The organism is Gammaproteobacteria bacterium, from assembly GCA_016199745.1.
Taxonomy (GTDB): Bacteria; Pseudomonadota; Gammaproteobacteria; order Acidiferrobacterales; family Sulfurifustaceae; genus JACQFZ01.
The window spans coordinates 92867-119740 of sequence record JACQFZ010000014.1 but is presented as its reverse complement, the minus strand read 5'-3'; the positions used below and the strand labels follow the sequence as shown (position 1 = coordinate 119740).

Annotated in this window: 22 protein-coding genes; 8 read left to right on the top strand and 14 right to left on the bottom strand. The window is 57.8% G+C overall.

Features of this window, described 5'->3' with window-relative positions:
• Position 1: 1 nt before the first annotated feature.
• Both HY308_03395 and HY308_03390 read left to right on the top strand, forming a co-directional pair.
• On the top strand, positions 2 to 1084 hold the full coding sequence (locus HY308_03395; protein MBI3897324.1) for a site-specific integrase: 1083 nt from the start codon (positions 2 to 4) through the stop codon (positions 1082 to 1084).
• 355 nt (positions 1085 to 1439) lie between these two features.
• A complete protein-coding gene (locus tag HY308_03390; GenBank protein ID MBI3897323.1) occupies positions 1440 to 1874 on the top strand; it encodes a CBS domain-containing protein in 435 nt (144 codons plus the stop codon).
• Positions 1875 to 1994: 120 nt separating this feature from the next.
• On the opposite strand, the gene HY308_03385 is transcribed toward HY308_03390, so the two are convergent.
• The 3 genes from HY308_03385 to HY308_03375 all read right to left on the bottom strand — a co-directional run bounded on the left by HY308_03385 (position 1995) and on the right by HY308_03375 (position 5301).
• Entirely contained in the window at positions 1995 to 3200 is a 1206-nt protein-coding gene (locus tag HY308_03385; GenBank protein MBI3897322.1) for a DUF1343 domain-containing protein, read from the bottom strand.
• On the bottom strand, positions 3197 to 3760 hold the full coding sequence (locus HY308_03380; protein ID MBI3897321.1) for a DOMON-like domain-containing protein: 564 nt from the start codon (positions 3758 to 3760) through the stop codon (positions 3197 to 3199). The genes HY308_03385 and HY308_03380 overlap by 4 nt, the downstream gene beginning before the upstream one ends.
• Positions 3761 to 3831: 71 nt before the next feature.
• Positions 3832 to 5301: a phospholipase D family protein gene (locus HY308_03375; protein MBI3897320.1), complete on the bottom strand. Its 1470-nt coding sequence runs from the start codon at positions 5299 to 5301 to the stop codon at positions 3832 to 3834.
• A gap of 326 nt (positions 5302 to 5627) precedes the next feature.
• Between HY308_03375 and HY308_03370 the strand changes: the two genes are divergently transcribed.
• Positions 5628 to 7454, top strand: a complete 1827-nt coding sequence (locus HY308_03370) for a hypothetical protein (GenBank protein ID MBI3897319.1) — start codon at positions 5628 to 5630, stop codon at positions 7452 to 7454.
• Positions 7455 to 7574: 120 nt separating this feature from the next.
• Here HY308_03370 and HY308_03365 read toward each other — a convergent pair whose 3' ends face one another.
• On the bottom strand, positions 7575 to 8426 hold the full coding sequence (locus tag HY308_03365; protein ID MBI3897318.1) for a cytochrome c: 852 nt from the start codon (positions 8424 to 8426) through the stop codon (positions 7575 to 7577).
• 180 nt (positions 8427 to 8606) lie between these two features.
• On the opposite strand from HY308_03365, the gene HY308_03360 reads away from it, so the two are divergent.
• Together HY308_03360 and HY308_03355 are read left to right on the top strand one after the other, a co-directional pair.
• Positions 8607 to 9605, top strand: a complete 999-nt coding sequence (locus tag HY308_03360; protein MBI3897317.1) for an OmpA family protein — start codon at positions 8607 to 8609, stop codon at positions 9603 to 9605.
• 40 nt (positions 9606 to 9645) lie between these two features.
• Positions 9646 to 10206 (top strand): hypothetical protein, encoded by a 561-nt coding sequence (locus tag HY308_03355; GenBank protein ID MBI3897316.1) that lies wholly within the window; start codon positions 9646 to 9648, stop codon positions 10204 to 10206.
• A 111-nt stretch (positions 10207 to 10317) separates the two neighbouring features.
• Here HY308_03355 and HY308_03350 read toward each other — a convergent pair whose 3' ends face one another.
• The 3 genes from HY308_03350 to HY308_03340 all read right to left on the bottom strand — a co-directional run bounded on the left by HY308_03350 (position 10318) and on the right by HY308_03340 (position 13053).
• Positions 10318 to 11421, bottom strand: coding sequence for a beta-propeller fold lactonase family protein (locus HY308_03350; protein MBI3897315.1), 1104 nt, complete (start codon positions 11419 to 11421; stop codon positions 10318 to 10320).
• 249 nt (positions 11422 to 11670) lie between these two features.
• Entirely contained in the window at positions 11671 to 12153 is a 483-nt protein-coding gene (msrB, locus tag HY308_03345) for a peptide-methionine (R)-S-oxide reductase MsrB (GenBank protein MBI3897314.1), read from the bottom strand.
• Between the two features lie 111 nt (positions 12154 to 12264).
• Entirely contained in the window at positions 12265 to 13053 is a 789-nt protein-coding gene (locus tag HY308_03340; GenBank protein ID MBI3897313.1) for a DUF1223 domain-containing protein, read from the bottom strand.
• A gap of 177 nt (positions 13054 to 13230) precedes the next feature.
• Here HY308_03340 and HY308_03335 point away from each other — a divergent pair, with 177 nt between their 5' ends.
• A complete protein-coding gene (locus tag HY308_03335; GenBank protein ID MBI3897312.1) occupies positions 13231 to 13431 on the top strand; it encodes a hypothetical protein in 201 nt (66 codons plus the stop codon).
• Positions 13432 to 13540: 109 nt separating this feature from the next.
• Here HY308_03335 and HY308_03330 read toward each other — a convergent pair whose 3' ends face one another.
• From HY308_03330 to HY308_03320, 3 genes are all read right to left on the bottom strand, one after another.
• Positions 13541 to 15898 (bottom strand): DNA polymerase II, encoded by a 2358-nt coding sequence (locus tag HY308_03330; protein MBI3897311.1) that lies wholly within the window; start codon positions 15896 to 15898, stop codon positions 13541 to 13543.
• Positions 15899 to 15976: 78 nt separating this feature from the next.
• Entirely contained in the window at positions 15977 to 17593 is a 1617-nt protein-coding gene (locus HY308_03325; GenBank protein MBI3897310.1) for a GMC family oxidoreductase, read from the bottom strand.
• Between the two features lie 19 nt (positions 17594 to 17612).
• Entirely contained in the window at positions 17613 to 18806 is a 1194-nt protein-coding gene (locus HY308_03320) for a GNAT family N-acetyltransferase (GenBank protein MBI3897309.1), read from the bottom strand.
• A gap of 238 nt (positions 18807 to 19044) precedes the next feature.
• Here HY308_03320 and HY308_03315 point away from each other — a divergent pair, with 238 nt between their 5' ends.
• Positions 19045 to 19596 carry a pyridoxamine 5'-phosphate oxidase family protein gene (locus tag HY308_03315; GenBank protein MBI3897308.1) on the top strand — a complete coding sequence of 184 codons (552 nt, stop codon included), beginning with the start codon at positions 19045 to 19047 and terminating at the stop codon, positions 19594 to 19596.
• A gap of 13 nt (positions 19597 to 19609) precedes the next feature.
• On the opposite strand, the gene HY308_03310 is transcribed toward HY308_03315, so the two are convergent.
• The 4 genes from HY308_03310 to HY308_03295 all read right to left on the bottom strand — a co-directional run bounded on the left by HY308_03310 (position 19610) and on the right by HY308_03295 (position 24623).
• On the bottom strand, positions 19610 to 20575 hold the full coding sequence (locus tag HY308_03310) for an AI-2E family transporter (protein MBI3897307.1): 966 nt from the start codon (positions 20573 to 20575) through the stop codon (positions 19610 to 19612).
• Between the two features lie 95 nt (positions 20576 to 20670).
• The gene (gene tdh / locus HY308_03305) at positions 20671 to 21699 is read right to left on the bottom strand and encodes an L-threonine 3-dehydrogenase (protein ID MBI3897306.1); all 1029 of its coding nucleotides are present in this window, start codon (positions 21697 to 21699) and stop codon (positions 20671 to 20673) included.
• Between the two features lie 237 nt (positions 21700 to 21936).
• Entirely contained in the window at positions 21937 to 23145 is a 1209-nt protein-coding gene (locus HY308_03300; GenBank protein MBI3897305.1) for a glycine C-acetyltransferase, read from the bottom strand.
• Positions 23146 to 23213: 68 nt separating this feature from the next.
• Complete coding sequence (locus HY308_03295; GenBank protein MBI3897304.1) at positions 23214 to 24623, bottom strand: threonine synthase; 1410 nt, start codon at positions 24621 to 24623, stop codon at positions 23214 to 23216.
• Positions 24624 to 24864: 241 nt separating this feature from the next.
• Here HY308_03295 and HY308_03290 point away from each other — a divergent pair, with 241 nt between their 5' ends.
• Positions 24865 to 26847, top strand: a complete 1983-nt coding sequence (locus tag HY308_03290) for an acetoacetate--CoA ligase (GenBank protein ID MBI3897303.1) — start codon at positions 24865 to 24867, stop codon at positions 26845 to 26847.
• Positions 26848 to 26874: the final 27 nt, after the last annotated feature.

The window sequence follows — 26874 nt, the reverse complement described above, 5'->3', positions numbered from 1 at the left end:
TATGGGACGCAGAAAGACACCGGGACTCGTCAGACGGGACGGTGTTTGGCACATCGACAAACGCATTCGCGGGCGGCGATTTTGCCAAAGCACTGGAACGGTTAACCTCGAAGAGGCAGAGCAGTACCTCGCGAGGCAGATCGAGACAACCCGGCAGGCGCAAGTCTACGGCGTAAGACCTCAGAGGAGTTTCGAGCAGGCGGCGGCGAAGTTCGTGTTGGAGAATCAACACAAGCGCAGCCTACGCGGCGACATCGGGCAGTTGAAGATGCTGATGCCGGCGATAGGAAACGCTTCGCTCGATAGACTCCACCTGGGAGTACTACAGCCTTGGATAGAACACCGACGCAAGGAACGCGTAGCCGTGGGAACGATTAACCACGGTCTCAAAGTTGTCCGCCGCATCTTGAATCTGGCGGCGACGGAGTGGGTGGACGACTACGGCATGACGTGGTTGCTGGCAGCGCCGAAGATTAAGCTGCTGCCCGATACCAACAAGCGACAACCTTATCCGCTGAGTTGGGACGAGCAGACGAAGCTATTCCAGGAATTGCCAGAACACCTTTCGCGGATGGCGTTGTTTGCGGTGAACACAGGTTGCCGCGATAACGAAATCTGTAATCTGCGATGGGATTGGGAAGTTAACGTGCCGGAGTTGGACACCTCGGTGTTTATTGTGCCAAGGCAGTTTGTGAAGAACGGGGACGACCGGCTGATCGTATTGAACCGGATCGCGCTCTCGGTGGTGAACACGCAGCGCGGAAGACATCCCACGCACGTGTTCGTCTACAAGGACAAGTCGGTAACGCGCATGTTGAATCACGCCTGGCTGCGGGCAAGGGCCAAGGTTGGATTGCCGCAGGTGCGTGTGCATGACCTCAAACACACGTTCGGTCGCAGGCTACGGGCCGCTGGCGTGAGCTTTGAGGACCGGCAGGACTTGTTAGGGCACCGAGCAGGGCGGATCACTACACATTACTCTGCCGCCGAGCTGTCGAAGCTTATGGAGGCGGCAAACAGAGTGTGTGACCGGAACGGCGATAAACCGGAACTCGTCGTGTTGCGGAGGCTTTGCGTAAGCTAGTCACGCAAAACTCCCGCAAGCTGATTACTGGAGTTAAGGCGAGTGTTGCAACTGATTGAAAGAATGGTGGCCGGGGGCAGAATTGAACTGTCGACACGCGGATTTTGAAGATCAGTGTCAAAGCGGATGCGACGCACTGAAGACGGTTAGGAACGGTAAGCCGTTAATCGATTTTTTTCAGCCATTAATAAGTTCGTCCAATAAGCTTGTTTTGCCAGAGTCGCTTTTTCTTGGGGAATACGCGTACAAAATACAAGCCCGCCGATACAACGCGGGAGTTATGGCGATCAGCGGCGAAACATTGACGTACTACCGCGGTCGAAACGGGATTGCTAACAGACAAAAGGAGGCAGTAATGAAAGTCAGGGAAGTCATGACCCATGAAGTACTGCTCGCCAGGCCCGATCAGACCATCAGCGAAGTGGCAAAGATGATGGCCGAGGCCGATACCGGCGTGCTGCCGGTCCGCGAGAACGATCGACTGGTCGGCGTGATCACGGACCGCGATATCGCTATCCGCGCCGTCGCCGAGCATCGCTCACCCGACACGCCTGTGCGCGACGTCATGAGTCAGCAAGTGCTGTACTGTTATGACGACGAGGATATCGAGCATGTCGCAAAGAATATGGGCGACAACCAAGTGCGCCGCCTGCCGGTTCTCAACCGGGAAAAACGCCTCGTTGGAATCGTCTCGTTGGGCGATGTGTCGCAGCGGGTACCGCCGCGCACCGCCGGCGAAGCAATCGCCGATATCTCTAAGCCCAGTGGGCGCGTACCGACAACGCACTAGTATTTTCAGGAATCGATTTTAGGCTCCCTCTCCCTCAGGGAGAGGGCAGGGTGAGGGGATATGTCAGTGCAGCTATCCCTTCATCCTGTCCTATTTCTTCATGCAGGCCGGTTTCAATCTTTAGCGGTACAGCAGCACCGATTCGCGCTCTTCGTGCCAGGCATTTTCGTCAGGACCGACGATCGCATCGAGATCCGCCGCGACCGCCGCGGAATCATCGACCCACTCGCGCAGCAACGTCGTGCCATTGATGAGATCGATTGCTAGACGATCGTGCTCGTACTCATAGGGAAAGTCGCGCCACAAATCGTAATCGGGGCATATCCGCCGCAGCGCCTTGAACGCCGCTGCCAACAGCCGCCACGGACGAAACGCCTCATGATCATATGCCGGATCGTCGACATGGATCTGCACGCCGGCGCACAACTTGCCGACGTGTTTATGAAACGTCGGCTCGAACCAACACTCGCGTAGTCGGCAGCCGCGCAGCCACTGCGGTGCAATTGATTGCATCGTCGCCAGCAATGCACGCGGCTCGATCGCCGGCGCACCGAAAATTTCCAACGGCCGCGTCGTTCCGCGCCCTTCGGAAAGCGTCGTTCCTTCCAACATCACCGTGCCCGCGTAGCAACGTGCCATCGATAAATTGGGCGCATTCGGACTTGGGTTCACCCAGGTGCGCGCGCCGATCGGCCAGCCATGTCCCGGCGCCGCGGCCGGTTCCCAGCCCTGCATCGTCACGACATCGCATTCGACATCAAGGCGCAACGTTTGCACGAACCACTTCGCTAACTCGCCCAACGTAAGCCCATGCCGCATCGGTAGCGGCCCAGCGCCGACGAAACTCTCCCAGCCCGTACGCAACGTCAGCCCTTCAACCGGTCGACCGACCGGGTTCGGCCGATCGAGCACCCACACCGCTTTGCCGTGTTCGGCCGCCGCTTCGAGCACGTAACGCAGCGTGGTGATGAAGGTATAGATGCGGCAGCCCAAATCTTGTAGATCGACCAGCAACACATCGAAGCTATCCATCATCGCCGCCGTCGGCCGCCGAACCTTGCCGTACAGGCTGAACACCGGAATACCGTGCACCGGGTCGGTAAAGTCCGGCGATTCGATCATGTTGTCCTGTTTGTCGCCGCGCAATCCATGCTGTGGCCCGAACGCCGCCGTCAATTTAATGTCTTTGAGCGCCGCCAGCGCATCGAGCGAGTGCGCGAGATCGCGTGTCAGCGACGCCGGATGCGCCAGTAGCGCTACCCGTCGCCCCAGCAACGGTTTGCGTAGCTGTGCCTCTTCCAGTAACCGATCGATTCCGAACTTCATTCGAGCTCCAGTGCGAACGCATCAGCATGATGGAAATCCGGCTTGCCGGTCGGATGCTTGAGCGCCCAGTAATAAAGTAGGCCGTCTTGATCCTCGATAACCACCGCCAGCGCCAGCAATAGTGCGCTATCTGCGTGCAACGGCGATAGACGATCGAGCGGTATCAAGGCATCGAGCTCCAATTTTTTAGCGGTAGCGCGTACCGCGATTTTTGGATTCAGGCTGTCCACCGTTCCATTAGACGGCGCACGCTCACGATAACGCGCAAATGCATATGCGTCCCATTCGCCCGATGGCGCTAGGTTGAATTCATGGTACTCGGCGGCGCCTTTGCGGGCGATGAAAATCTCGCAGCACGTGTGTTGCCAGAGTTTGTCGACGACTCGCGGCGGTCGCACGGCTGGTACGCGCAGACGATCGAGATCTCCGTCAATGGCGTATGTCACCGCCAGTATTCGGTCCGGTGTTTTCGTTACCTGCACCGAGATGCGCCGCACAGCGTCGCTGCGGGTTTCCGAGTGGGGCGAGAGCGCAATCGTTTGTACCGAGGAGGAGCGCATCGATGAGAAGCGTATCAAAACAGCAGTGTCCAGGCATAGCCGGCGCGATTAAATGAAAATAGCGCCGATCGTCACAATAACGGTTTGATCGGCAGCATCCGCAAGAACCACACTTTGCTGCGCTTGACGAAGGATGCGTATTGGTCCGGCTCGTCGCTGGTCGCGTTCCAGCTGTTGCCGGCGCGCATATCGGTTTCGATCGCTGTCTCGACCGTGTGCGCCAGTGCCGCGCTGTGGACAATGACGCCGACCTCGGTGTTGAGGTTCTCGGAACGTGGGTCGAAATTAAAAGTGCCGACGTAAACGACCTTCGAGTCCACTACCAACGTCTTGGCATGCAGTGCGAAAACCGGCGATTTGTCGTTCGCCGGCACGGCGTGTTGCATCAGCTGGCGCTGCGTCTCCGGATCGGGTTTATATTCATAAATCTCTAAGCCCATCTCCAGTAGTTGCTGACGCTGGTTGCGATAGCCGCTAAAAGCCGGAATATTGTCGGTCGCGGCGAGCGAATTGGTGTTGATGCGCACGTGCACGCCGCGCGCTCTGGCTTGCCGGAACAGATCCATGGCTTTATCCGACATCACCAGATAGGGCGATTGGATGACGATATGATCATGTGCGTCTTCGACCAGTCGTGCCAACGCGCTCGTGATCAGGCCACCACCGTCTAGACGCGAGTGATCCTCATTTTTGCCCGGTCGGTCGCCGACGAATTCCACGTGGTCCCAGACCATTTGTTCCGCCAGGCGCGTGAACGCCGCCGGCGCCGCGTCGATGGCGGCGCGGACCTCGGGTGCAAAGTTGGCGGGCGCACTCGCGTAGTCGTGCAGCTCACGATAAATCTGTTTGATATCGCTATCGTCCACACGTACCTGCTTTTGCGTCAGCTCGTCGCCGTTGTAAAGCTGCTCGACGTTGACACTCAGCTTGTTGCTCCAGAAGCTTTCAAAACTCGCCCGCATCGTTTTAACCGCGTCGCCTAGCAGCAGTGCATCGCGATCGCGGAAATTGTATTTATGGTTGTAGTCGTAGTATTCGGCGGCCATGTTACGTCCGCCGGTGATGCCTATCTTGCCGTCGACAATGACGGTTTTATTATGCATGCGTTGATTAATGCCGTGAAAATCGCTCAAGGCGTTCAGCACTCGCTTATACACCGGGATACCGACCGATGCCTTCGGGTTGTAAATACGGATATCGATATTGGGATGTCGAGCCAGCGCCAGCAACGACTCGTCCGGCGCATCGATGAGCAGATCGTCGACGATAACGCGTACTCGTACACCGCGATCGGCAGCGCGCAACAGCGCTGCTGCCGCCAAAATGCCGATATTGTCCGTGCTCCAGATGAAGTATTGCACCTCGATCGTGTGCTGCGCATGGTCGACTAACCAGGCGCGAGCCAGTAACGCCTGCGCGCCCGTATCTAATATGTAGATTCCACTTTGCCCGGCGTGGGCGGCGATCTGGTTGTCGACGAAAGCCATCGGCGTATCCGACGCCGCGCGCGTAGGCACCGGCAGCCACACCGACAGACTCATCAGCACGCCAGCTATCAATCCTTTCATCTGCATCATTAAGCGGTTTGGCGTGGGGAGATAGATAACACTTTAGTCTAGAAGCAGAGCGGTTAAGAAAAGTGATTCGGGAGCACCGCTAATTCCGACTTCTTTTTATCGGCAATAGCTAGTTAAATAGCTTTGTCCCGAATGGCGCTTCCTTAAGCAAAAGCCGAAGCCTATCCGCCGATACTCCCTCTCCCCTTGCGGGAGAGGGAACGCTGCTGTTATGGCGGTGAATCAATTAAGTAAGCGCTATTCAGCTCTGCCCCTAAAGAAATCCGCTTCGGTCTTCACAGGCGCAAAAAATGATAATGCGGTTAATCGCTCTCGGTGTCGCCATGCTCGCCCACGTGTCGGCATTCGCCACGCCGCGCCCGACCGATAGCAACGATATCGTTCTAGTAACAGATCCGGCCGCGCTCGCGGTTGTTGCTGAAAGTGATGGAAGCTTCGGCGCTCTCGTCGGTGGGCGGGATTTTGCCGGCGCGAGCAATCATGTGCTCGACCGTAAAACCCGGTACGGCACTATTGTTGCCGTACTCGCACGCGATCTGCGCGAGCTGGCGCGTGCCGATCCGAAGCTTGGCGTCGGTGTTCGTGGTAACCCGCATCGGTTATTCAACGCTCGCTGGCTCAGCGCCGACACTGCACGCTTTGAGCTCATCGGCGTCGTCAATCGCATCGATCGCATGCCGTTCACTTCGCCTGCCTGTGGCGAGACACGATTGATTTATCGGCTCGCGTACACCGACGATGTTAAAGGTGAGCTGGTGCATTCACGCTTGCCGATGACGATAGCGGTTGCGTTAGGCGATAAGTCGGTCGATCCGCAAAAAAGCTGCCGCCAAGCCGCATTGCGTTGGCAGGCGCCCGCCAACCTGGCCGGTAGCGAACTGGGCCGCTGGTTGATGCGTGCGTCCGGACCGTTGCACGCCGTGCTGACGCCGGTAAGCGTGACCCGCGTCGAAATCAATATGCAGTCCGTCCGCTGGCCATCGACCGTGCGGCCGGATCTGGGAGGTCACGCGGAATATTTACTACGCGTTTTTCAGCCGGGCGCGGACATGAACGCTGCTTTTTTTGAAGCGCCGTTGCTCAGTACGCCGGATGTTGCCGGGATCCGCGCTAATCCGCGCGCTCGGGCCCAGCTCATCGCTTGGATCGGCCAAAACCTAAATGCTATCGACGACGGTAGCGCAATGCTGCCAGACGCGCTGTCCGCGCGGCGCGCAATATCGGTAACACCGCGCGGCCTTTCGCGACGGGCGAATCGGCCGTATCGGCAATTGTTGACGGCCGTGGATCTCAAAAACATAAATTTCGCGACGTTGCGATATGCGCGATCGCCGGCAGCGCTGCTACGGCGACTCGATGACCTCACGTGTCAGGGCTGCCATCAAGCACGCACGATCGCCGGCTTTCATTTATTGGGCATCGATCAAGCCGACGTCGGTGTCGGCAACGCGCTTGCCGTCGCAACCTCGCCGCACTTGTTTGCCGAAGTGCAACGCCGCGCGGCGCTCAATCGAAATCTCGCCGCTGGCAACCGGCCCGATTTCGCGCGCCCGTTCGCCGAACGCCGTTCAAACGATTCGGGCGGCTATGGGGCGCACTGCGGGCTCGGCGACCCTGGATTCGCGGCTTGGACTTGTGTCGCCGGATTGCGCTGCGAACCGTACGACGCGTCGGTCGACGACGCCGTTGTCGGCGTTTGTCTCCCGCAGAAGGCCGAGGTCGGCGACCCCTGCCAAATCGGCACAATGACAGCGCACGCCGATCCGCATCGCGACGCCGTAACCGCCGTGCAATCACGGCCCTGCAGCGGTACCGCCGTCTGTAATACCAACAATGTCGGTTTCCCCGGCGGCATGTGTACCGAGAGTTGCGGCGCGTCGTCCGCGCAGTCCCGTTGCGGGGTAATCGCTCAGCTGCAGCCGTTCAACGAATGTCTCGCCCGCAAGACGCCATTCCCGCGTTGTTTAGCGGCACACGTTTCTCCGGCCGGATTGCGTGCCTGCGACGCCGCTACGCCGTGCCGCGACGACTACATTTGCGCACGAACACCGACGGGCGAAGCGGTCTGTATTCCGCCGTATTTTCTTTTCCAGCTTCGGGTCGACGGGCATCCCTGACTTGGGAGAAAAGAAAAGGTCGGGGCAATTCATGGGGTGGATATAAGCACAAACGGCTTGTAAATCCGCATCGTCAGCGCGTTCGCTAAGGGAAGTTGGACTGATTATTTCAAGCTGGCTTTACGGCGCCGCCGTTTTGCGTCTCGCCATATGTTTTAGATACGCCAGCAAATTATCCAGATCGCGATTGGATAAAACCTTGTCATCGAAGCCCGGCATTACTGAGTTACTCCAGGTTCTCACGCTCTGCGGATTGCGAATCAGTTTACGTAAGGCGTCGCGCTGAAAGTATTCCGTTGGGTTCATCGGTACGTTGAGATCTGGGCCTTTGGTCGCGTCACCGCTGCGATTGAGCGTGTGACAAGCAAAGCAGTTTTTCTGAAAGACGCTGAAACCGCGGTTGATAGCGGAGTTCGTCGGTACGGTTGTGCTCGGTGCCAATGCCGGCCAGCGTTTGCGCAACGACACACGTACTTCGATCTTGGCGACTTGATACGGCCATTGTTCCCGGCCGATATGCGCACGATCCGGATGTAGCCATACCAAGTAAAACGGTCCGGCGGATTGTTTGCCGCCGGGTTTGAGCTCGGGCCACGGTTGCTCCACCGGTTCTACCGCTAAGTAGGCGACGGCGCTGTTGGTGTCGCGATTTAACAGCGGTGCAATAGGCAGCTCGGCGACGAAACCGTCGGTAGCGACGAATTGAATGACATCATCCGCTTCTGGATGAAAATGCGCCAATAGTGTTGCGATTGGAATCGCTCGATAATGCATTTTCCCATGGTAGGCAACATCACCGACGATCGATACGTCCGTTGTCTCCGGGTGTTTCAACAACTGCGTTCGCGTGTAGTCCAGTTGCTCGCCGTTACTCGCCAGTTTCAACACCGGCTCGTCTGCTGCTGCGTCGAGCGTAAGCATTGCCGCAATCAACAGGCAGCTCAAACGAAAGACGTTGCGAATAGTTTTCATCGGTGATGATCCCTGCTGAGTAACTATCGTTGGGGGGTGACATGCCGCCGATGGTAACTGAGCCGTGCAATAGACGATAGGTATGCACCTGCTGTACCCGCCACTTGAGCCAGGTCCCTGCAAGAACGACAATAGGTTGCCTGTCCGGTATGGACAATAAATAGAAAGAAGGGGGGAGACATGAACAAAGCTTTTTACGCCGTTGCACGAACCGCGGTTTATTTTTCCGCTTTATTGATGGTTGCGTTCGCCTTGCCTGGCGCTTATGCCGATAGTCTTTATAAAGAAGCGCCGGGGGCAAAAGACCATCCGCTGGTAAGTCGCTTTAAAGGTTCGGTGTTGTATAAGTATGGCTCGATCAACTTCGAGCGAGTCGAAATCGCGCTGCCGGATAAGCACACCGAAACGATGGAAGGCAAGCTGTACAACTACTACTACTTAGGCCCCAAAGGTCGAGGTGACTTGGAGGTGTATCGCAACTACAAGCTTGCCTTCGAGCAGCAGCATTTCAAAATCCTATGGGCCTGCGAAGACGGTATGGCTTGTGCGAAGCAAGGATTAGCAGCGCATGCACGTAAGTGGACTGACGATGCGCGCTCGTTTGTCGGCGGAAGCTTTTACATGAACAACATGGACAGCGATCGGCCGTTTCGCTTTCTATTGGCGCGCCTATCGCGGCCGGAAGGCGACGTCACCGTCGTTCTCACGGTTCGTGGCGGTTACTTCGCCGATCAAGGCTTCGATTCCGACTACTTCCTGCAAGTGATCGAGTCGGCGGCTATGCAGCAAGATCAAGTGTCGGTGAACGCCGAGGCGTTGCACAAAGGAATAATGGCCGATGGCAAAGTCGCGCTCTACGGTATTTATTTCGACACCGCCAAGGCGGATATCAAACCCGAATCGAAAGCGCAGTTGGACGAGATGGCGAAGTTACTGAAGCAGAATTCGGCGCTAACGGTATTCATCGTCGGCCATACCGATAACCAAGGCACGTTAGAGGCGAATATCGCATTGTCGCAACGACGAGCCGATGCCGTCGTCGGCGCACTGGTGAAGGACTACAAGATTGACGCTAAGCGACTTGCGGCAAAAGGTGTTGCGAACTATGCGCCGGTTGCCTCGCAATTGAACGATGCTGGTCGTGCGAAGAATCGTCGGGTTGAGCTTGTGGCTCAATGAGCGGCGCCCGTTTATTTCTGCCTAATAGGATTTCATGAATATGTACTTAAGGTTCATCGTTTGTTTTTGCTTTGTTTCCATGTCCAGTACGGCGTTTGCCGCTACTCCGGATCAGATCGGTACGCTTTTTTGGCACTCGTTGCCGCCGGCGCCAGCGATTGATGGCACCGATAAAGTTGATCCAACACAAAAGTTCGTATCGCCGCCGCTGGTCAAGGACGACGCGTTGAAGCCGGTAGTAACGATTAAGTACGCCGGTGACAACAATTCCGTGCGAGTCGATATTTCCGAGAACCCGACGGTCGCCGAATATTTGCTGATGAACTTCGATATGCAGCACAAGGCTGATGTCATGAAGGCTTATTCCTATTCCCGGATAAAGATCTCCGGGAAATACGACGCCGGCATGACAATCCCAACGAACGAGACCAATTTTGTCAGATTTTTTTATATTCCCGTGCCCGATCAATTTGGGAAAATGAAATATGTGCTGACGATGAGATTGGAAGGTAGTAGCGGTGCCGGCAAAGCCAGTTATGAGAAATGGATGAATGCCGTGCTACTGGATATACCTTTTGCCGCACTGGCACAGCTGAAGTAGAAAGGCGATCTGAAACGTCAACTCAACGACCTCGGGGTAATTTGCGTCAAATATTTTTCCTCTTCCCCAACCCCGCTCCCGTAGGCGGGAGCGGGGAGTCGCCAAGACGTTTTAGCGCACCGCCATGCCCTGCGCGAACACGGAGAAATTACCGACGACCGGACCGAGATCGGTCAAGCTGCCATCGTGCTCAATACGAAAGGCGTCGATTTGCAGACTACCCGCATCCAAGGCATACAGGAAACGGCCATTCTCGGTGGTTGCGAGATCGAGCGGTTTATTGCCGGTCCCGGCGGCGCCGCTCACCAGCGTGAGTTCGCCGGTGTCAGCGTCGAGGCGATAACTCGAAATGGTTTGTGTGCCGGGGTTGGCGGTGAAGGCGTAGCGATGACCGTCGCTGGCGATCCAGCAAGCGGCTCGCTGGCCGTTGGCCACCGACGGGCTGATGACCTGCAACGTTCCATTCGGCTGTATATCGTATGACGACACGGCGTTAGTGGCCGCTTCGACGACCAACAGATGATCGTGCCGATCAAAGGTGAAGCCAAACGGCGTGGTGCCATTCGACGATGAGACAACGGGGTTCGTCGCCGGCAGTCCACGGCGGTCCACGGTGTAAACCAGAATTTTGCTATTCGCCTTGTCAGTGATCACCAGTGCCTCACCGCGCGGATCAAACCCGACTTGCGCAAATGCGCCGGCGCCGAGCGAGCGCGTGGAATCGGCAATGGGCGTTAGGTTACCGTCGGGTCCGAGGGTAAAGCCAGTAATGTTCGGCGCCGTGCCGGCGTTGAGTACATAAACGAGATGGTGGAATACCGCCACGCTCACTGGCAAGGTGCCGCCCGAGCCGGCCTTACCCGAAAGCTCGAGCCCATGCGGCCGAACATGCAAGACGGAAATTTCATTGCTGCCGGCATTGGTTGCGAACAACCAACGCTGGTCATGGCTCAACACCAGCGATCGTTGTGACCCGAGTGGATCGAGACCACCACCCGAACCTTTACCGTTGGTTGATACCGCACCGTCTGCTGTTAGGGCGCCATTGGCGCCGCGGTTGAAAATAAGGATTTGATTGTCGTCGGGAGCGTTGGTCATGGTGTATACCGCGCCAACATTGTCGTCGCCTGCCGAGTTTTTTTCCGCCAACGCCGTGGTGGACGAGAGTGCGAGCATCGTTGTTGCCGAAATTGCTATCCATGGTTTACGGTTCACGTTTCTTCTCCTTGAGGTTCTTCGTATTTCCAATGGCGGATACAACGCTTGATATTTCATATCCGCTCGTTGGGCATCCAGGTCCTGCTTCCGCGTACTCGAGCAGGTTAATGAATGGCCCGTGAGTTGGTCGGGCGAGAGCGCGTAACCTTACAGACTATTAATTCCCGTAATCAAAACCCGTAGCCCGGATGGAGCGAAGCGTAATCCGAGCTACGCACGGCGGCGTTCGTGCTCTTGAGACGGTTCTTACTCGCCGGTCTTGTTGAGCTTGTCGAGAAACGGTTCGCCCTGGCGGACAAATTCAAGAGCTATCGAGTTAATACAGAAACGCATACCGGTCGGCGGCGGCCCGTCCGGAAAAACATGTCCTTGGTGGCTGCCGCAGCGCGTGCAAACGATTTCAGTTCGTTCCATGCCGTAGCTTGCATCCTTTATGTACTTCAGATGCGTCTCATCGAACGGCGCGGTGAAACTGGGCCAGCCGGTTCCCGATTCGAATTTCGCACCTGAACGAAACAGCGGTAGGCCACAGAGCTTGCAGCAGTACGAACCGGATTGCTTGTTGTCGAGCAAAGCGCCGCAGAACGGCGCCTCCGTACCATGTTGCAGCAGGACGCCGCGCTCCTCAGGCGTTAAAACGGCCTCGAGGGTTCGGCGTTGGGTGGGATTCGGCGGCAATAGATCAAACCCGGACGGCGAACGATTAGCAGCAGAGGTAGGCGTTTCCATAGTTAACCCTTTTGGTCGTGTAAGAAGTTTGCGACTAATTGGAGGACTCGCCAAAGGTCGGCTCGAATATACACCCGTGCAAGTAGACCGACATCAATCGGCGATGACCTGTTATTGGCAGACGCCAACGGCGAGCGCTTGTAACACCTCGGTGTTGTTGAGGTCCTGTACGAACGCGGCCACTCCTAAATCGTCGAGCTTCCATTCGGCCGAAAGCGCAATCGTCTCGCTACGTTGCGCATGACCGGTGCGATCGATCGGAAATGGGCCGATCAGTCGGCGTACGACGGCGGCGTGTTCTAATTTGCGCCCATTGTTTTCGCCAGCGCGCACGTTGCTCTGCAAATTATTTTCGTAAATTGCGATGTAGAGTCCAGTATTAACGCGATCGCGCTTCACCGAGGCGGTGCCATTAATTCGCAACGTCTGTTCAGTGCGTTCAAGTTTGAGCGCAATGTCGGCTAGCGGTGCGGTACGATTTATTTGCTCCAGATCGGCGTCGAAAGTGTTCCACCGCCAATGCGTATATTCATGCCCGTTCAGCACGAGTTCTGGCGTATAGACAGCACGGCTACCGGTGCGTTTGGCCAAATCGTATTGGCGTCGGCTGAAGGCGGCCTGCGCGAACCGATCTTTCCAACCCAGGTCGTTCCAGTAATCGACGTGCAGCGCCAACGGCACAACCCGATCGTGGCCGAATCCGCGTCCCGCTAATTCGGCCAGCCAGCGATCGGCCGGCGGACAACTGCTGCAGCCTTCGGAGGTATAGAGCTCGAGCAGCGCCACCGTAGTGCTGCCACTTTTTGCGTCGCAGACGGCGGCGGCGGTTGCAACTGCCGGCATAGCGAGCGTTCCTAGCAGAAACCAGACGAAGTGGCGGTAGATAGCAATTTTCATCATATATTCTCGTCGTTTCCCCTTAGTCGGTGGAAACTCGCGAAAATTACACTTATCTCATCTCCGCCGCATTCTGATTCATACATCGCGCCATCGGCAGCGCTCAACGAAGGTGGCGCGGCAGCCGAGGCTGCCGCGCCTACCGCCGATAGCACGACGCGGCGGAAGTCGGAGCAGCGCTTGGGAACTGGGCACGGTCGGCGCGAAACTTCGCAAGTGCAGTACACCGAATTTCAGCGCGCGACCGAGCAATCGGCCGAGCTAATTAAAATTTATTACGACAGTTACGCCAATCTTGTCGCGCGTGGTGTGATCGCGGCGCCGCCGGTTAAAGATCCCAACCCGTTCCCAGGCCAGTTCGTACCGGATCCTTCGGGCTAATCCCAACGGTACCACCTCAAGCGAATATTCCCTCACCCCGCTTGCGGGGTGAGGGAGCGGGGATCACGGGCAATGAAATCGTTAAGTCATTGCCATTCGGAGTTGAGCCTTACATTTCACCGAATAGCGAGTACAGATCGAGTTGCCGACTGTCGCCGATGACGCGTTCGAAATCGAGCCCTAACGTTGCCAACACCGGTTCGGCGACCGGTTTAACTTGCTTCGTCACGTAGTGCTCACGATCGAGCGGATGTTGCACGTTGTCCAGCGGCTCCGGCCCGGCGGTCGTGATGACGTAGCTAATTAACCGACCCAGCGGTTGCGTTGATTTACGCGCGGCGACGACATGCGGCGGTGTGGTTGCAGTGTAGTCCTCGGTGTCTTTACGTAGGTTCTTGCGATAAACCAATGCGTCGTCCAAGTCGCCGTTACGGACTTTCCTAACCACGTCGGCCAGATATTCGTCGACCGACTGATCGGCAAACAGCCGGTGATAAAGCTCGCGTTGCACCTGCTTGGCGAGCGCGGTCCAGTCGCGGCGCACGACTTCCATGCCGACGAATTCGATGTTGTCACTGTCGTTAGTGTCGAGTAGGCCGGCGTAACGCTTGCGCGCGCCGCCGGTGCCGTGGCGCACTCGCGGTAGAAATAATTTCAGATACAGCTTTTCGAACTTTAGTTCGAGACGACTTTGTACGCGCCAGCGTCGGTCGATGTAGCGCGCAAGCTCGTCGTTCAGCGCGGCCGTCAGCTTCGGCCCTTGCTCGCGCGCCTTGCTCGGATCGTTCGTGCCCGAATGAACAAATAAGCTATCGGTGTCGCCATAGAGCACTTTGAAGCCGGCGGTTTCGAACCACTGTTTCGACCACAGCAATAGTTCGCGACCTTGACCGGTGATGGCGTTTGCCAGTGCCGAGTTGTAGAAGCGGCAAGCGGGCGTGCCGAGCACGCCGTAGAACGAATTCATCAAAATCTTGATCGCGTTGGCGGCAACGTCGTCGCCGGCTTTTTTGGCGGCGTCGCGACGCGGGAACAATTCGTCGAGCATGCGCGGCAAGATCGCCGGCTCGCGGTGAAAGGCGCCGCCGGGCGTATCGATCAGATCGGCGCCGGCCGGCGGATTGGCAACATAAGCCAGCGGATCGATGTTGAAGGTGCGGATGATGCTCGGGTACAGGCTCTTGAAATCGAATACCCAGACATTGCGGTGCAGTCCAGTCACCGGTTCCAGCACATGACCGCCTTGTTGCGCGGCGTGTACCCGTGAATCGTCGGCGCGCACGGTCGGCGTCACCAAACCGCGTTGTTCGAGCTCGGTTAAATAAAGAAAGTCGAACGAGGCGATGCTCGCGGCCACGCGGTCCGGTGTCATGCCGGCCAGTTGGCTGCGGGCGAAGGTGAGCTGCACCAGGTTCAGGCGCTTAACGATGTCGAACGCGAGGCGTGCGTCGGTGCGCGCATAGAGTGCAAAAGCGGCGAGGTCGTGCCGGTAGTTGTGCAGGATCTCGCCGATACGGTCGTGCACGTCGCCGGCGACCGCTTTACCTTCGCCGAGCACTTCGCGTGCGACCGCGTCGAGCGAGTAGTCGTCCATGCGCACGAAGGCGCCGCGTAACAGGTCGATGCCGTCGAGCACCAAGCGGCCGGGAATGGCGGCATTGCCGCTACCGAAATAACCTTCGGCCTTGCGGAGGCGCATTGCCCCCGGGTCGCGGCCCAAGCTGAAAGGATGGCGCAGGCGCGTGGCGATGCGTTGAAGCACGCTCAGATCGAAATCGACGATGTTCCAGCCGGTCAACACGTCGGGGTCGAGCTTGGCGACGCGATTGCAGAAGGCATTGAGCGCGGCGCGCTCATCGGTGCAGCGGGTAGCGTTGGCGGGCATGGCGCGATCGCTACTGTCGACGATCAGTACTTCGTCGATCTCGGGTCCATACATCGAGATCGCTAGCAGTTGTTCGCCCTTGGCATCGGTCTCGATATCGAACGACAGCACGCGCGGTTCCACTTGCACATTCGCCGGGCGAAGTTGCGGATTATCGAATACCCAAGTGACGCAGGTTCCGGGGACGGCGGTGCCTTCGATTTCGCAACCGCCTTTGATGCCGCGCTCGATCAAGTAGCGGACGGCGAAACGCACGTCGGCCTCGAACGTATCGATGCCGGCGGCATGCAAGCGGTCGCGTAAGCCGGGGACGTCCGGCGGTGTTTCGACGTCGAGCCGGCAGACCGCGGCGCCGTCGAATGTGTGTTTGGCGACCGGTCGCGGCGCGGGCGCGCCGAGTGCGCGGGTGCGCTCGGCATCGCTGGCGCGAATATAGAAATGCGGGCGTTGTCGGTAGTCGCGCACGAGAAATGTGCCGCCGTCTTCCAAGCGACCGTAGATGTGCACCACCGGCGCGCGACGGCCGTCGACGTCGGAGAAAACGCGATAGCTCGCTTGTAAGATAAAACCGCGTACTTTCATAGCCGCGCCATTTTGCGCCAATCGCAAAAGCGCCGCGAGCGCAATTTCGTTGCGCGCGCTGGCCGTATTAACACCGTACTAATTTAGGTCGATGTTTGCGGGTGTCGTCCGCGTCGGCGCATCCATCGACGTGTGTTTGCTGGCGAATGATTTTTTGAGGTGATCGGCGAGACGCAATGTGAGCGCGACGATGGTCAACGTCGGGTGGGCGTAACCGCAGGCAGGGAAGGTCGAGCTGCCGACAATATATAGATTCTCCATATCGTGTACGCGGCAAGTAGCGTCGACGACGCCATGCTTAGGATCCGATGCCATGCGGGTCGTGCCGATATGATGCGGTCCGGCGATGATATCTTTGGGCCAGATGTCGTCATCCGTGCCTAGCCAGCCCGCCGGTTGCACGCTTCCGAGGCCGAGGCGCGCGAGTTCGTCGCCGAGCACGCGCACGGCGGTGCGCGTGGTGTGCTTTTCGTGCGTGCTGAGACGCCAGTAGCGCTCAATCTTGCGTTGGCCGAGCGCGTCGCGCTCGTCCGAGAGTGTGACGCGGTTGTTCCAGTCGGGTGCGACTTCGCAACGTGCGAGCAAGCTGAACGACCGACGTGCCAGGTGTCGCATCAGCGCCATGACGGCGCTATTACTATTGGCGATTAACGTCCGCACTTGCTTTGTCAGATTATCGGGCCAGGTTCGCTCGCGCTGTGCTTGTCGCAGTCCGCGCAGTGCCACCGCCCAGGCGGCGGTTTCGGCAATTGGTAGAATTTCGATGCCCCAATTGAGCGTCTCATGCTGCCGTTGCACAGAGTCCGCGGGACACACCATCGTTTCGAAGCGCACGCCGTCTTCATGAAAATCGCCGACTAACATGCGTAAGCGCCGCGGATTTCGTATTTCGACGACGGCGGCGTTGGGGATGCGCAACTGGTCCATGTAATACCGACCGACAATATCGTAACGATTACCTAACCCTTGATGTGCAGCTCGATCGGACAGCAACAGCAAACGTGCGTTTTCAATACCGCCGCACGCCAAGACGAAATATTTTGCCCGCACCCGCCCGTGTCGGCCATCCAGGGTGCGCAGTTGGGCGGCGATTACACGCGTTGCCGTGCCATCGGTCTCGAGCTCGACCACGTTAGCGTGCAGGAATACGCGCACGTTGGTGGCGCGCTCTAAGTCGTGCCGATATCTTCGGCCAAAGCGCGTCGGCGGGCTCAGGCGCCATACCCGCGGAATGATTTTGTCGCGATTGAACAACGGCGTGCGTTGCGCGCGTGCCGGAAATTCCGCAAGGTCATAGCGATACGCGCCGATTTCCAACACCTCGTGCGCCGCGACGTAGTAACGATCGAGCTCGGTTTTGCCGATCGGCCAGCCGCTGTTGCGGATCCATGGCCGGCGTTCGAAATCCATCGCCGTTGGCACGGCGCAATGACCGACCCAGGCGTGCGTCGATCCGCCGAAACGACGATGGCGCGAGCTTTGGAGATCGTATACGTCGTAGTAGCCGGTATCTTTGCCGTCGTAGAGTGCCTGGATATCGGCATCGTGCTCGAAGCCGCCGCTTTCAAGCAAACACACGCGAATATCGGTGCCGGCGAACGCGCGTCCTAAGGTTATGCCGGCAGCGCCGCCGCCGATGATGCAAAGGTCGGCGTCGATTGCTTTTGCGTCGATCATTCGAAAGTCGATAATCATGCGTCGATAGCTCCCGTTATTAGGTAGTGCGCACGTCGTCCAGCGAGCCGACCCAACGTAAACCGGGCGGTACTTCGGTCAGCGCGAATAAATTCAGACAACGAAGGCCGCGCATCGAGTAGCTACGACGCAATCGTTCGAGTGTCGGTCGGTGATTTTCTTCTCCGGGAGTAATGAAGATGGCGCCGTACAGTTGGCCATCGGCGAGATAGATGAACGGATTGCGGTGCATAAACGTGTGTGCCGCTGCCGATGTGCGCGCGAATTTGAGTATCAGTAGCTTGTCGTGACCGCTGGTGACGTACATGCCCCATTTTCCCTTGAACCGGAGCACGCCATCGTTGAGAAACGGTCGAGAAAGACCGACATCGAACGACGGATATCCTTGTTCCGCCAAATATTGCGGTACGAAATGATAGAGCGCGGTCAATGCGCCGGCTTTCACGAACGTCGGGTCGCCGTTGTTTACGCCGACCGACCAACCGATTGCAACGCCGTCGCGATGTACGATAATCTGGCCAGCAATGTCATCATTATCTTGGCGGACCAATATCAGCTCGGAGATCGGCAGCTGCTCCAGCATTTCGTCATACGACATCATGAACGCGCGGTCACCGTAGACATGGCGGATGTACGGCACATACATGGAGTGATAGAAACGATCGAACTGCGCGCGCTCCCGCGTCAGGCGATACTCCAGACGGTTTCGGGCGATCAGACGCAAATCGCTGCGGACGGTTTCCGGTAATTTCCGGCAGCGTGCCGCCGCTGACACATCGATGTTGCCGCGTATCCAAGTGGGAATGCAGAATATTCCCGCTTCCGGTTGCGATTCTTCGATACCGCAGTACTGTCGATAGATCGACCGATCGAGATCGATCGCGATTAAGTCGGCGTCGTTATCTTCGACGCGCCATCCCAGCGCATGCCCCAACCACCGCATGTTTCGCGCGCGCTCGTCGACCGATTCCTGGAACGCGAGATGTCTAAGATAATTTTTGGATTCGAGTTGTCCGGCATAAATTAGGCGCAGCGGCTGCGATAATGTCGCGACTGGACCCTGCAACGTCCAAGTGCGCGCACGATAAGGTTCTATCGCATGGCGTGCCTGACGTACGACGGTGCGCAGCGGCGTGATGGCACGTAAGCGGTTCGATAACCATCCTGGCGCCATCACCGATTGTTCCACGGGCTCTTCATAAGAATCGACCATTATTTTCAACCGCCATCGCATTATCGCCTATATGCAGACGACCGGAGCGCGCTCAGTAGTCATCCTTGTCGTTAGCGAAGGGGGTTGATAATCCGGCGAACTCGATAGCAGGGAAGACATGGCGAACGTTGTTTACCATTACCCTTGGCATCGATAGTGCTATACGTTCGGCCGTCGTGACTTCTCCCACGCCGGCCCATACGATGAACATGAAATAGCTGTGCTAAAAGAGGAAAGTATGGGAAAGCAATATTCCGCGCTCAGCGACGAGCTCGCTAATTTTATTAAACAGCAAAAGATTTTTTTTGTGGCCACCGCACCGCACGCTGGCCGGGTCAACGTGTCGCCGAAGGGGATGGACTCGTTGCGGGTCGTCGATCGCACGACCGTCGCCTGGCTCAACGTCACCGGCAGCGGCAATGAAACTGCAGCACATGTCCTGGAAAACCGCCGCATGACGATCATGTTCTGCGCGTTCGAGAGCAAGCCGGTGATATTACGGCTCTACGGCCAAGCGCAGACATATCACGCGCGCGATCCTGAATGGGACCATTGGTTGGCGCAGTTCGAGCCGATCCCGGGTGCGCGACAGATATTCGTGTTATCGATCGAGCTCGTGCAAACCTCGTGCGGCTTCGGCGTACCGCTGTTTAGCTACGACGGCGAGCGCGAGTTGTTACGACATTGGGCGGAGAAGAAGGGCAGCGACGGTCTACTTCAATACTGGCGCGAGAAGAACCAAGTCAGTCTCGACGGGTTAAAGACGGCGGTCATCGAGCCCAGTAAATGAATAACGAGCTTTGCTAAATCAGTCCCTGTTCGTCGAGCTCGTATTTAACGTAGGCATATACCAGCGGCCCCATGATCAGTCCCGTCAGGCCGAACATCGATTCGAACAACAACATGGCCATCAGCAGTTCCCACGCCTTGGCCTTGATGCGATTGCCGACGATGCGGGCATTTAGAAAATATTCGAGTTTGTGAATGACGACGAGATAACCGAGCGAGGCGGCGCCGAGTGCAAACGAATGCGTGAGGCTGATGAGAAAAATCACCGTGTTCGAGATTAAGTTGCCGACCACGGGCAATAGGCCGGCGATAAAGGTGACGGCAATCAGCGTTTTAATAAACGGCAGCTTGATATCGAAATACGGCAACACGCCGGCGAGGTAAATGGTAGTCAGTAAGGTGTTGATCGCCGAGATCGGCACCTGTGCCAACAGGATGCGGCGGAAGGCGAGCGCCAGACGCTGAGCGCGCTGCGCGAGCGCCCGCGTAAACGGTGTTGATCGTGCACGCGGCGTAACTTCATGTAGCGCGATCATGGCGCCGATAATGAGGCCGATCAGGATGTGTACGACTATCCGCAGCGTGTCGGTGCCGATGGTGCGAATTACGACGGCGTTCTCGCGAAACCACTCGGCAATGGCACGTTTGACACCGTCGGCATCGGTCGGAAGAAATGCAACGACGCTGTCGGGCAAGATGCGCCGGAGATCATCGATGATTACCGCCAGTTGCGTCAGCAACAGCGCCAGGTTATCCGGCCCACGGCGCAGGAACACGCCGACGCCGACACCGGCAAGCGCCAATACGGTGACGACGATGATCGCCAGGACCGCCACGAACAACACCTTGGCATAGCGGTTACCGATATACGGGATGCGAACGGCGGCGGATAACATATGCACCAACTGAAAGACCAGCAGCCCGGCGATCAGGGCGGCGACCAAGTGCAGACCGATGACGGCGATCATGCCGACACCCATCAAAATCCAGCTGGCGATCTGGTACGGCAGCGGGATCGGTGCGGCTTTATCGTAACTACCGGCGTGCCGTGCCGTCGCCGGCAGTTTTTTTTGACCTAAGCTGTCCAATCGAGAATCACCTTACCGCTGCTGCCCGAGAGCATGGTTGCGAATGCAGTTTCGTACTGATCGACGCCGAAGCGATGGGTGATGATCGGCGACAGATCGAGTCCGCTTTGCAGCATCGCCACCATCTTGTACCAAGTTTCGAACATCTCGCGGCCGTAGATGCCCTTGATCTCCAAGCCCTTGAAGATCACTTGATTCCAGTCGATCACCGTTTCCGCCGGCGGTATGCCGAGCAATGCCACCTTGCCGCCGTGATTCATGTGCTCGAGCAAATTGGCGAACGCGCTCGGCACGCCCGACATTTCCATGCCAACGTCGAAGCCCTCGGTCATGTGCAGCTCGCTCATAACATCGCGCAGACTATCGCGTTGGACGTTAACCGTACGGGTTGCACCCATCCGTTGCGCCAACTGTAGTCGATAATCGTTGACGTCGGTGATGACGACGTGGCGCGCACCGACATGACGGGCGATGGCGACCGCCATGATGCCGATCGGGCCGGCACCGGTGATGAGCACGTCTTCGCCGACGAGATTGAACGATAACGCGGTGTGCGTAGCGTTACCGAAGGGATCGAAGATCGAGGCCAGCTCGTCGGGGATGTCGTCCGGAATTTTGAAAGCGTTGAACGCCGGCAAGACCAAGTACTCGGCGAACGCGCCCTCGCGGTTGACGCCGACGCCGACGGTGTTGCGGCACAGATGCCGGCGGCCGGCGCGACAGTTACGGCAGAAGCCGCAAGTGATATGGCCCTCGCCGGAGACGCGGTCGCCGATTTTGAAGCCGCGCACTTCGAGCCCCATGTCGACGATCTCGCCGACGTATTCATGGCCGACGTGCATCGGCACTGGAATCGTTTTCTGCGCCCACTCGTCCCATTTCCAGATATGGATGTCGGTGCCGCAGATCGCCGTCTTCTTGATCTTAATCAGGACGTCGTTGTGACCGACTTCCGGCTTCTTGACGCGGGTCAGCGTCAGCCCGGGGGCGCGTTCGAGTTTGGCGAGTGCTTTCATGGTTTGTTCCTCGTTAATGCCCCCACCCTAATCCTTCCCTGCGACCGTGGGGGAGGGGAATGGGCCGTAAAATGGGTAGGGTTGCTGCCTACGCGTAGCTTTGAATAGCGCACGGGCAATAAGTTGCTTCGGTGTTTTAAATTCGCCTGGGCAGAAAAGCGCTGCCCGCCCTACCTGTGTTTAATAACGTCAGACACCCGCCGTTTTTCATTCCCTCCCCCGCAACGCGGGGGAGGGTTAGGGTGGGGGTATTACGCCCAACGTCCGGGCGACCTTCGCAAACGCCTCAACCGCCCATTCAATCTGCTCCGGCGTATGCGCCGCACTCATTTGCGTGCGAATCCGTGCTTTTCCTTTCGGCACCACCGGAAACGAAAAGCCGACGACGTAAATGCCTTCGTCGAGCAACGCCTCCGCCATTCGACCGGCAAGCGCCGCGTCGCCGAGTATCACCGGAATGATGGGATGTTGTCCGGGCACGAGCTGAAAGCCCAAGCGCGTCATCTCGCGCCGAAACTGCTCGCCGTTCTCGCGCACGCGTCGACGCAGCGTCGCGCCTTCGTGGCTTGTCAGCAGCTCGAGCACCGTGAGCGAAGCGGCGGCGATGCTCGGTGCCAGCGTATTGGAAAATAAATACGGACGTGAGCGTTGCCGCAGCAGCTCGATAATTTCGCGGCGACCGGCGACGTAACCACCGGAAGCGCCGCCCAAGGCTTTACCGAGCGTGCCGGTGAGAATATCGATGCGTCCACTAACACCGCACAGCTCCGGTGTACCGCGGCCGTGCTCGCCGATGAAACCGATGGCATGCGAATCGTCGACCATGATCAATGCGCCGTGACGGTCGGCCAGCTCGCAGATCGATGGTAGATCGGCGACGACGCCGTCCATGGAAAACACACCGTCGGTGGCGATTAACTTGAAACGGGCGCCGGCGGCATCGGCTTCTTGCAGCTTCGCTGCCAGATCAATCATGTCGTTGTTGCGGTAGCGGAATCGTTTGGCTTTACACAAACGAATGCCGTCGATAATGCTGGCATGATTCAGCTCGTCGCTGATGATGGCGTCCTCTTCACCGAGCACCGTCTCGAACAGTCCGCCGTTGGCATCGAAGCAGCTCGAATAAAGAATGCTGTCTTCGGTTTGCAAGAACGCCGATAGCGCGCCTTCCAATTCTTTATGCACGCCTTGCGTACCGCAAATGAAACGTACCGATGCCATGCCGAAGCCGTGCTGGTCGAGTCCGTTTTTGGCGGCGGTTACTAAGCGCGCATCGTTTGCTAGGCCAAGATAATTATTGGCGCAGAAGTTCAGCACGCGTTTGCCGCTGGCCAGCTGAAGTGCCGGCGACTGCGGGCTTTGGATCACGCGTTCGGTTTTGTAAAAACCGTCGGCGCGGATTTGGTCGATGCTTTGGCGGAGATGTGAAAGATATTGATCGCGCATGCAACGGGTCCTTCCTGAAGCGCCCCCGCCCCAACCCTCCCCGCACGCGCAGGGAGGAAAGTAGGGCGTCAAGCGCAAGTGCTGACAATGAGCTGTTTCACACGCTCCGCGTCCGCTGGCATGACGGTCACGCGTTGCGGCCGGTCTTCGATACTCTCGAAGGCAGCAGGCCGCGCCGGTTTGCGGCCGAGCGCTTCTACCATTGTAGGCTCGAACTTAACGGGTAAGGCAGTCTCGAGACACAGTAGCGGCACATCGGCTTCGCGCTGCTCGATGCCGACTTTTAGGCCGTCGGCCGTGTGCGGGTCGATTTCGACGCGGTAACGTTCCCAAGTCTGGCGTATGGTCTGGAGACGATCGGCATGCGTGCTTTTGCCGGAAATGAAGCCGAAATCGCGCAACCGTGCTAGATACGGTGTGCCCGATAGATCGAGCGCGCCACCATTATCGATCTTGGCCCAGAGCTGTTGGATCACCGCGGCATCGCGCCCGACCAGATCGAAAATAAAACGCTCGAAGTTCGATGCCTTCGAGATGTCCATCGACGGACTCGACGTCGCCTGCGTTTCGGCGCTGTTGCGCGGGCGATAGATGCCACGACGGAAGAACTCGTCGAGCACGTCGTTTTCGTTGGTGGCGAGAATCAGGTGCTTGATCGGCAGGCCCATGCTGCGGGCGATGTGGCCGGCGCAGATGTTGCCGAAGTTACCGCTCGGTACGGCGAACGAGACTGGCTCGTCGTTCGATTGCGTTACGGCGAAGTAACCGCGGAAGTAATACACCACTTGTGCCACCAGCCGCGCCCAATTGATCGAGTTGACTGTGCCGATACTGTGCTTGCGCTTGAAGGGCAGATCGTTCGACACCGCTTTCACGATGTTCTGGCAATCGTCGAACATGCCTTCGATGGCGATGTTGAAAATGTTCGGATCGTTCAAGCTGTACATCTGTGCCCGTTGGAACGGGCTCATGCGCCCGTGCGGCGACAGCATGAACACGCGCACGCCTTTTTTGCCGCGCATGGCGTATTCGGCGGCCGAGCCGGTATCGCCCGAGGTCGCGCCGAGAATATTGAGTTCGTTGCCGCTCTTGGCCAGTACGTATTCGAAGAGATTGCCGAGCAGCTGCATGGCGATGTCTTTGAACGCCAGCGTCGGCCCGTTCGATAAGCGCAATAGATGCAGATTGGGCGCCAGTGTTTTTACCGGCGTAATGCTGGTGTTGCCAAAGGTAGCGCCGGTGTAGGTTTTATTGATCAGCGCTTTTAAGTCGTCTTGTGGAATATCGGTAACAAACTTGCGAATGACTTCGAACGCGAGTTCTGGGTAGCTCAGTGTGCGCCAGACGCCTAACTCGTCCGGCGTGACATTCGGGTAGACGTTGGGCAGATATAGACCGCCGTCCGGGGCCAGGCCTTCGAGCAGGATTTCGGAGAAGAGCTTCGTCGGGCTGCCGCCACGGGTGCTAATGTACTTCACGATAACTGGCTCCTGGGACTCGATGATAAAGCCGCATTTTACGCATGATGTCTGTCGGAATGGGGCGAAGGTGCCTACGTTTTGCTACCCCATCGGCATAGGCGACCCAAGGCGACATTTTTGGTCGGTTTGGGTAAAAGGTCTAGCCTAATAGGTGGTTTAGGATTGCGTCCGCTGGCCTTGTCCTTAATGGGACGGGGCGGGATTATTGCCCGATCGTGCATTTCACCGGAACTTACCGATGACCAAATCCATTTCGTCCGAGAAAAACCCGACGCAACCGCTGTGGCGCCCGTCGGCCGAGGTTGTCGCCGGCAGCAACATGACGCAGTTCATGCAGCAGGTACAGGCGCGTTGGTCGGTCAAATTCGACAACTATTGGGGCCTCGACCGTTGGGCGCTCGAGAATCCCGAGAAGTTTTGGACACAGATCTGGGAGTTCGGCGATGTCATTGCCGAAACCCGTGGTGACGTCGTCCTCGAGCAGGGCGACCGCATGCCGGGCGCCAAGTGGTTTCCACAGGCGCGGCTCAACTTTGCCGAAAACCTACTGCGCCGCGGCGACGACGGTACCGCGCTGGTATTTTGGGGCGAAGACAAGGTTAAGCGCCGGCAGACGTATCGCGAGCTGTATGACCAGGTCTCACGTTTGGCGCAGGCGCTACGTGCGCAAGGGGTGGAGACCGGCGATCGTGTCGTCGGCTTCATGCCGAATATGCCGGAGAGCGTGATCGCCATGTTGGCGGCGACCAGCGTCGGCGCGGTGTGGTCGTCGTGCTCGCCGGACTTCGGTGTGCAAGGTGTGCTCGATCGCTTCGGCCAAGTCGAGCCGAAGGTCTTGATCAGTGCCGACGGTTATCACTACAACGGCAAGACTCACGATTGCCTGGCGCGTTTGGCCGAGATCGAAAGCAAGTTGCCAACGCTTAAGAAAGTGTTGGTCGTGCCGTATTTGAGCGAGCGGCCGGATTTGTCGGGCCTCAAGAACGCGGTGCACTTGGCCGATTTCGTCGCGCCGTATCGACCAGCCACCATCGAGTTCAAGCGGCTGCCGTTCGCGCATCCGCTCTATATTATGTTTTCGTCCGGTACCACCGGTGTGCCGAAGTGCATCGTTCACTGTGCCGGCGGCGTATTGCTGCAACATTTGAAAGAACACCTGCTGCACACCGACATCCATCCGAACGATCGACTGTTCTACTACACGACTTGCGGTTGGATGATGTGGAACTGGTTGGTGTCGGGCCTCGCCGCCGGCGCCACGTTGCTGCTATACGACGGCTCGCCGTTCTATCCGAGCGGTAACATTCTGTTCGATTACGCCGATGCCGAGAACATGACCGTGTTCGGGACGTCGGCCAAGTACATTGAGGCGTTGGCGAAGAAGGGCATCGTGCCGATGACCAGCCACCGATTAAGCGGGTTAAAAGCGATGTTGTCCACCGGCAGCCCGTTGGTGCCGGAAGATTTCGACTACGTCTACGACAAGATCAAGCAAGACCTGCAGCTGTCGTCGATTTCCGGCGGCACCGATATCATTTCCTGCTTCGTGCTCGGCAATCCGTTATTGCCGGTGTGGCGCGGCGAGATTCAGTGCCGCGGTCTGGCATTGGCGGTCGACATTCTCGACGACAGCGCCAATCCCGTGCGCCAGGAAAAAGGCGAGCTCGTCTGCACCAAGCCGTTCCCGGTGATGCCGGTTGGTTTCTGGAACGACCCGGAAGGTAAGAAATATCGCGCGGCTTATTTTGAAAAGTTTGCCAATATCTGGTGTCACGGCGACTACGCCGAAATGACCGAGCACAACGGCTTCGTCATTTACGGTCGCTCCGACGCCGTGCTGAATCCCGGCGGCGTGCGCATCGGCACCGCCGAGATCTACCGTCAGGTCGAGCAGCTCGATGAGGTGGTCGAGTCGATCGTCATCGGCCAGGATTGGGAGAACGACGTGCGGGTCGTGCTGTTCGTGCGGTTGCGCGACGACCTAAGCTTGAACGACGAGCTGGATAAGAAAATCAAAGCGTACATCCGCAAGAACACGACGCCACGGCACGTACCGGCGAAGATTCTGCAGGTGACGGACATCCCGCGGACCAAGAGCGGCAAGATCGTCGAACTCGCCGTGCGCGAAGTCGTGCATGGGCGGCCGGTGAAGAACAAGGAAGCGCTGGCGAACCCGGAAGCGCTGGAGCATTTCCGTAATCGCAGTGAGTTGCAGAGTTAAAAGAGTCGGTAGCGTCGGTTAGCGAAA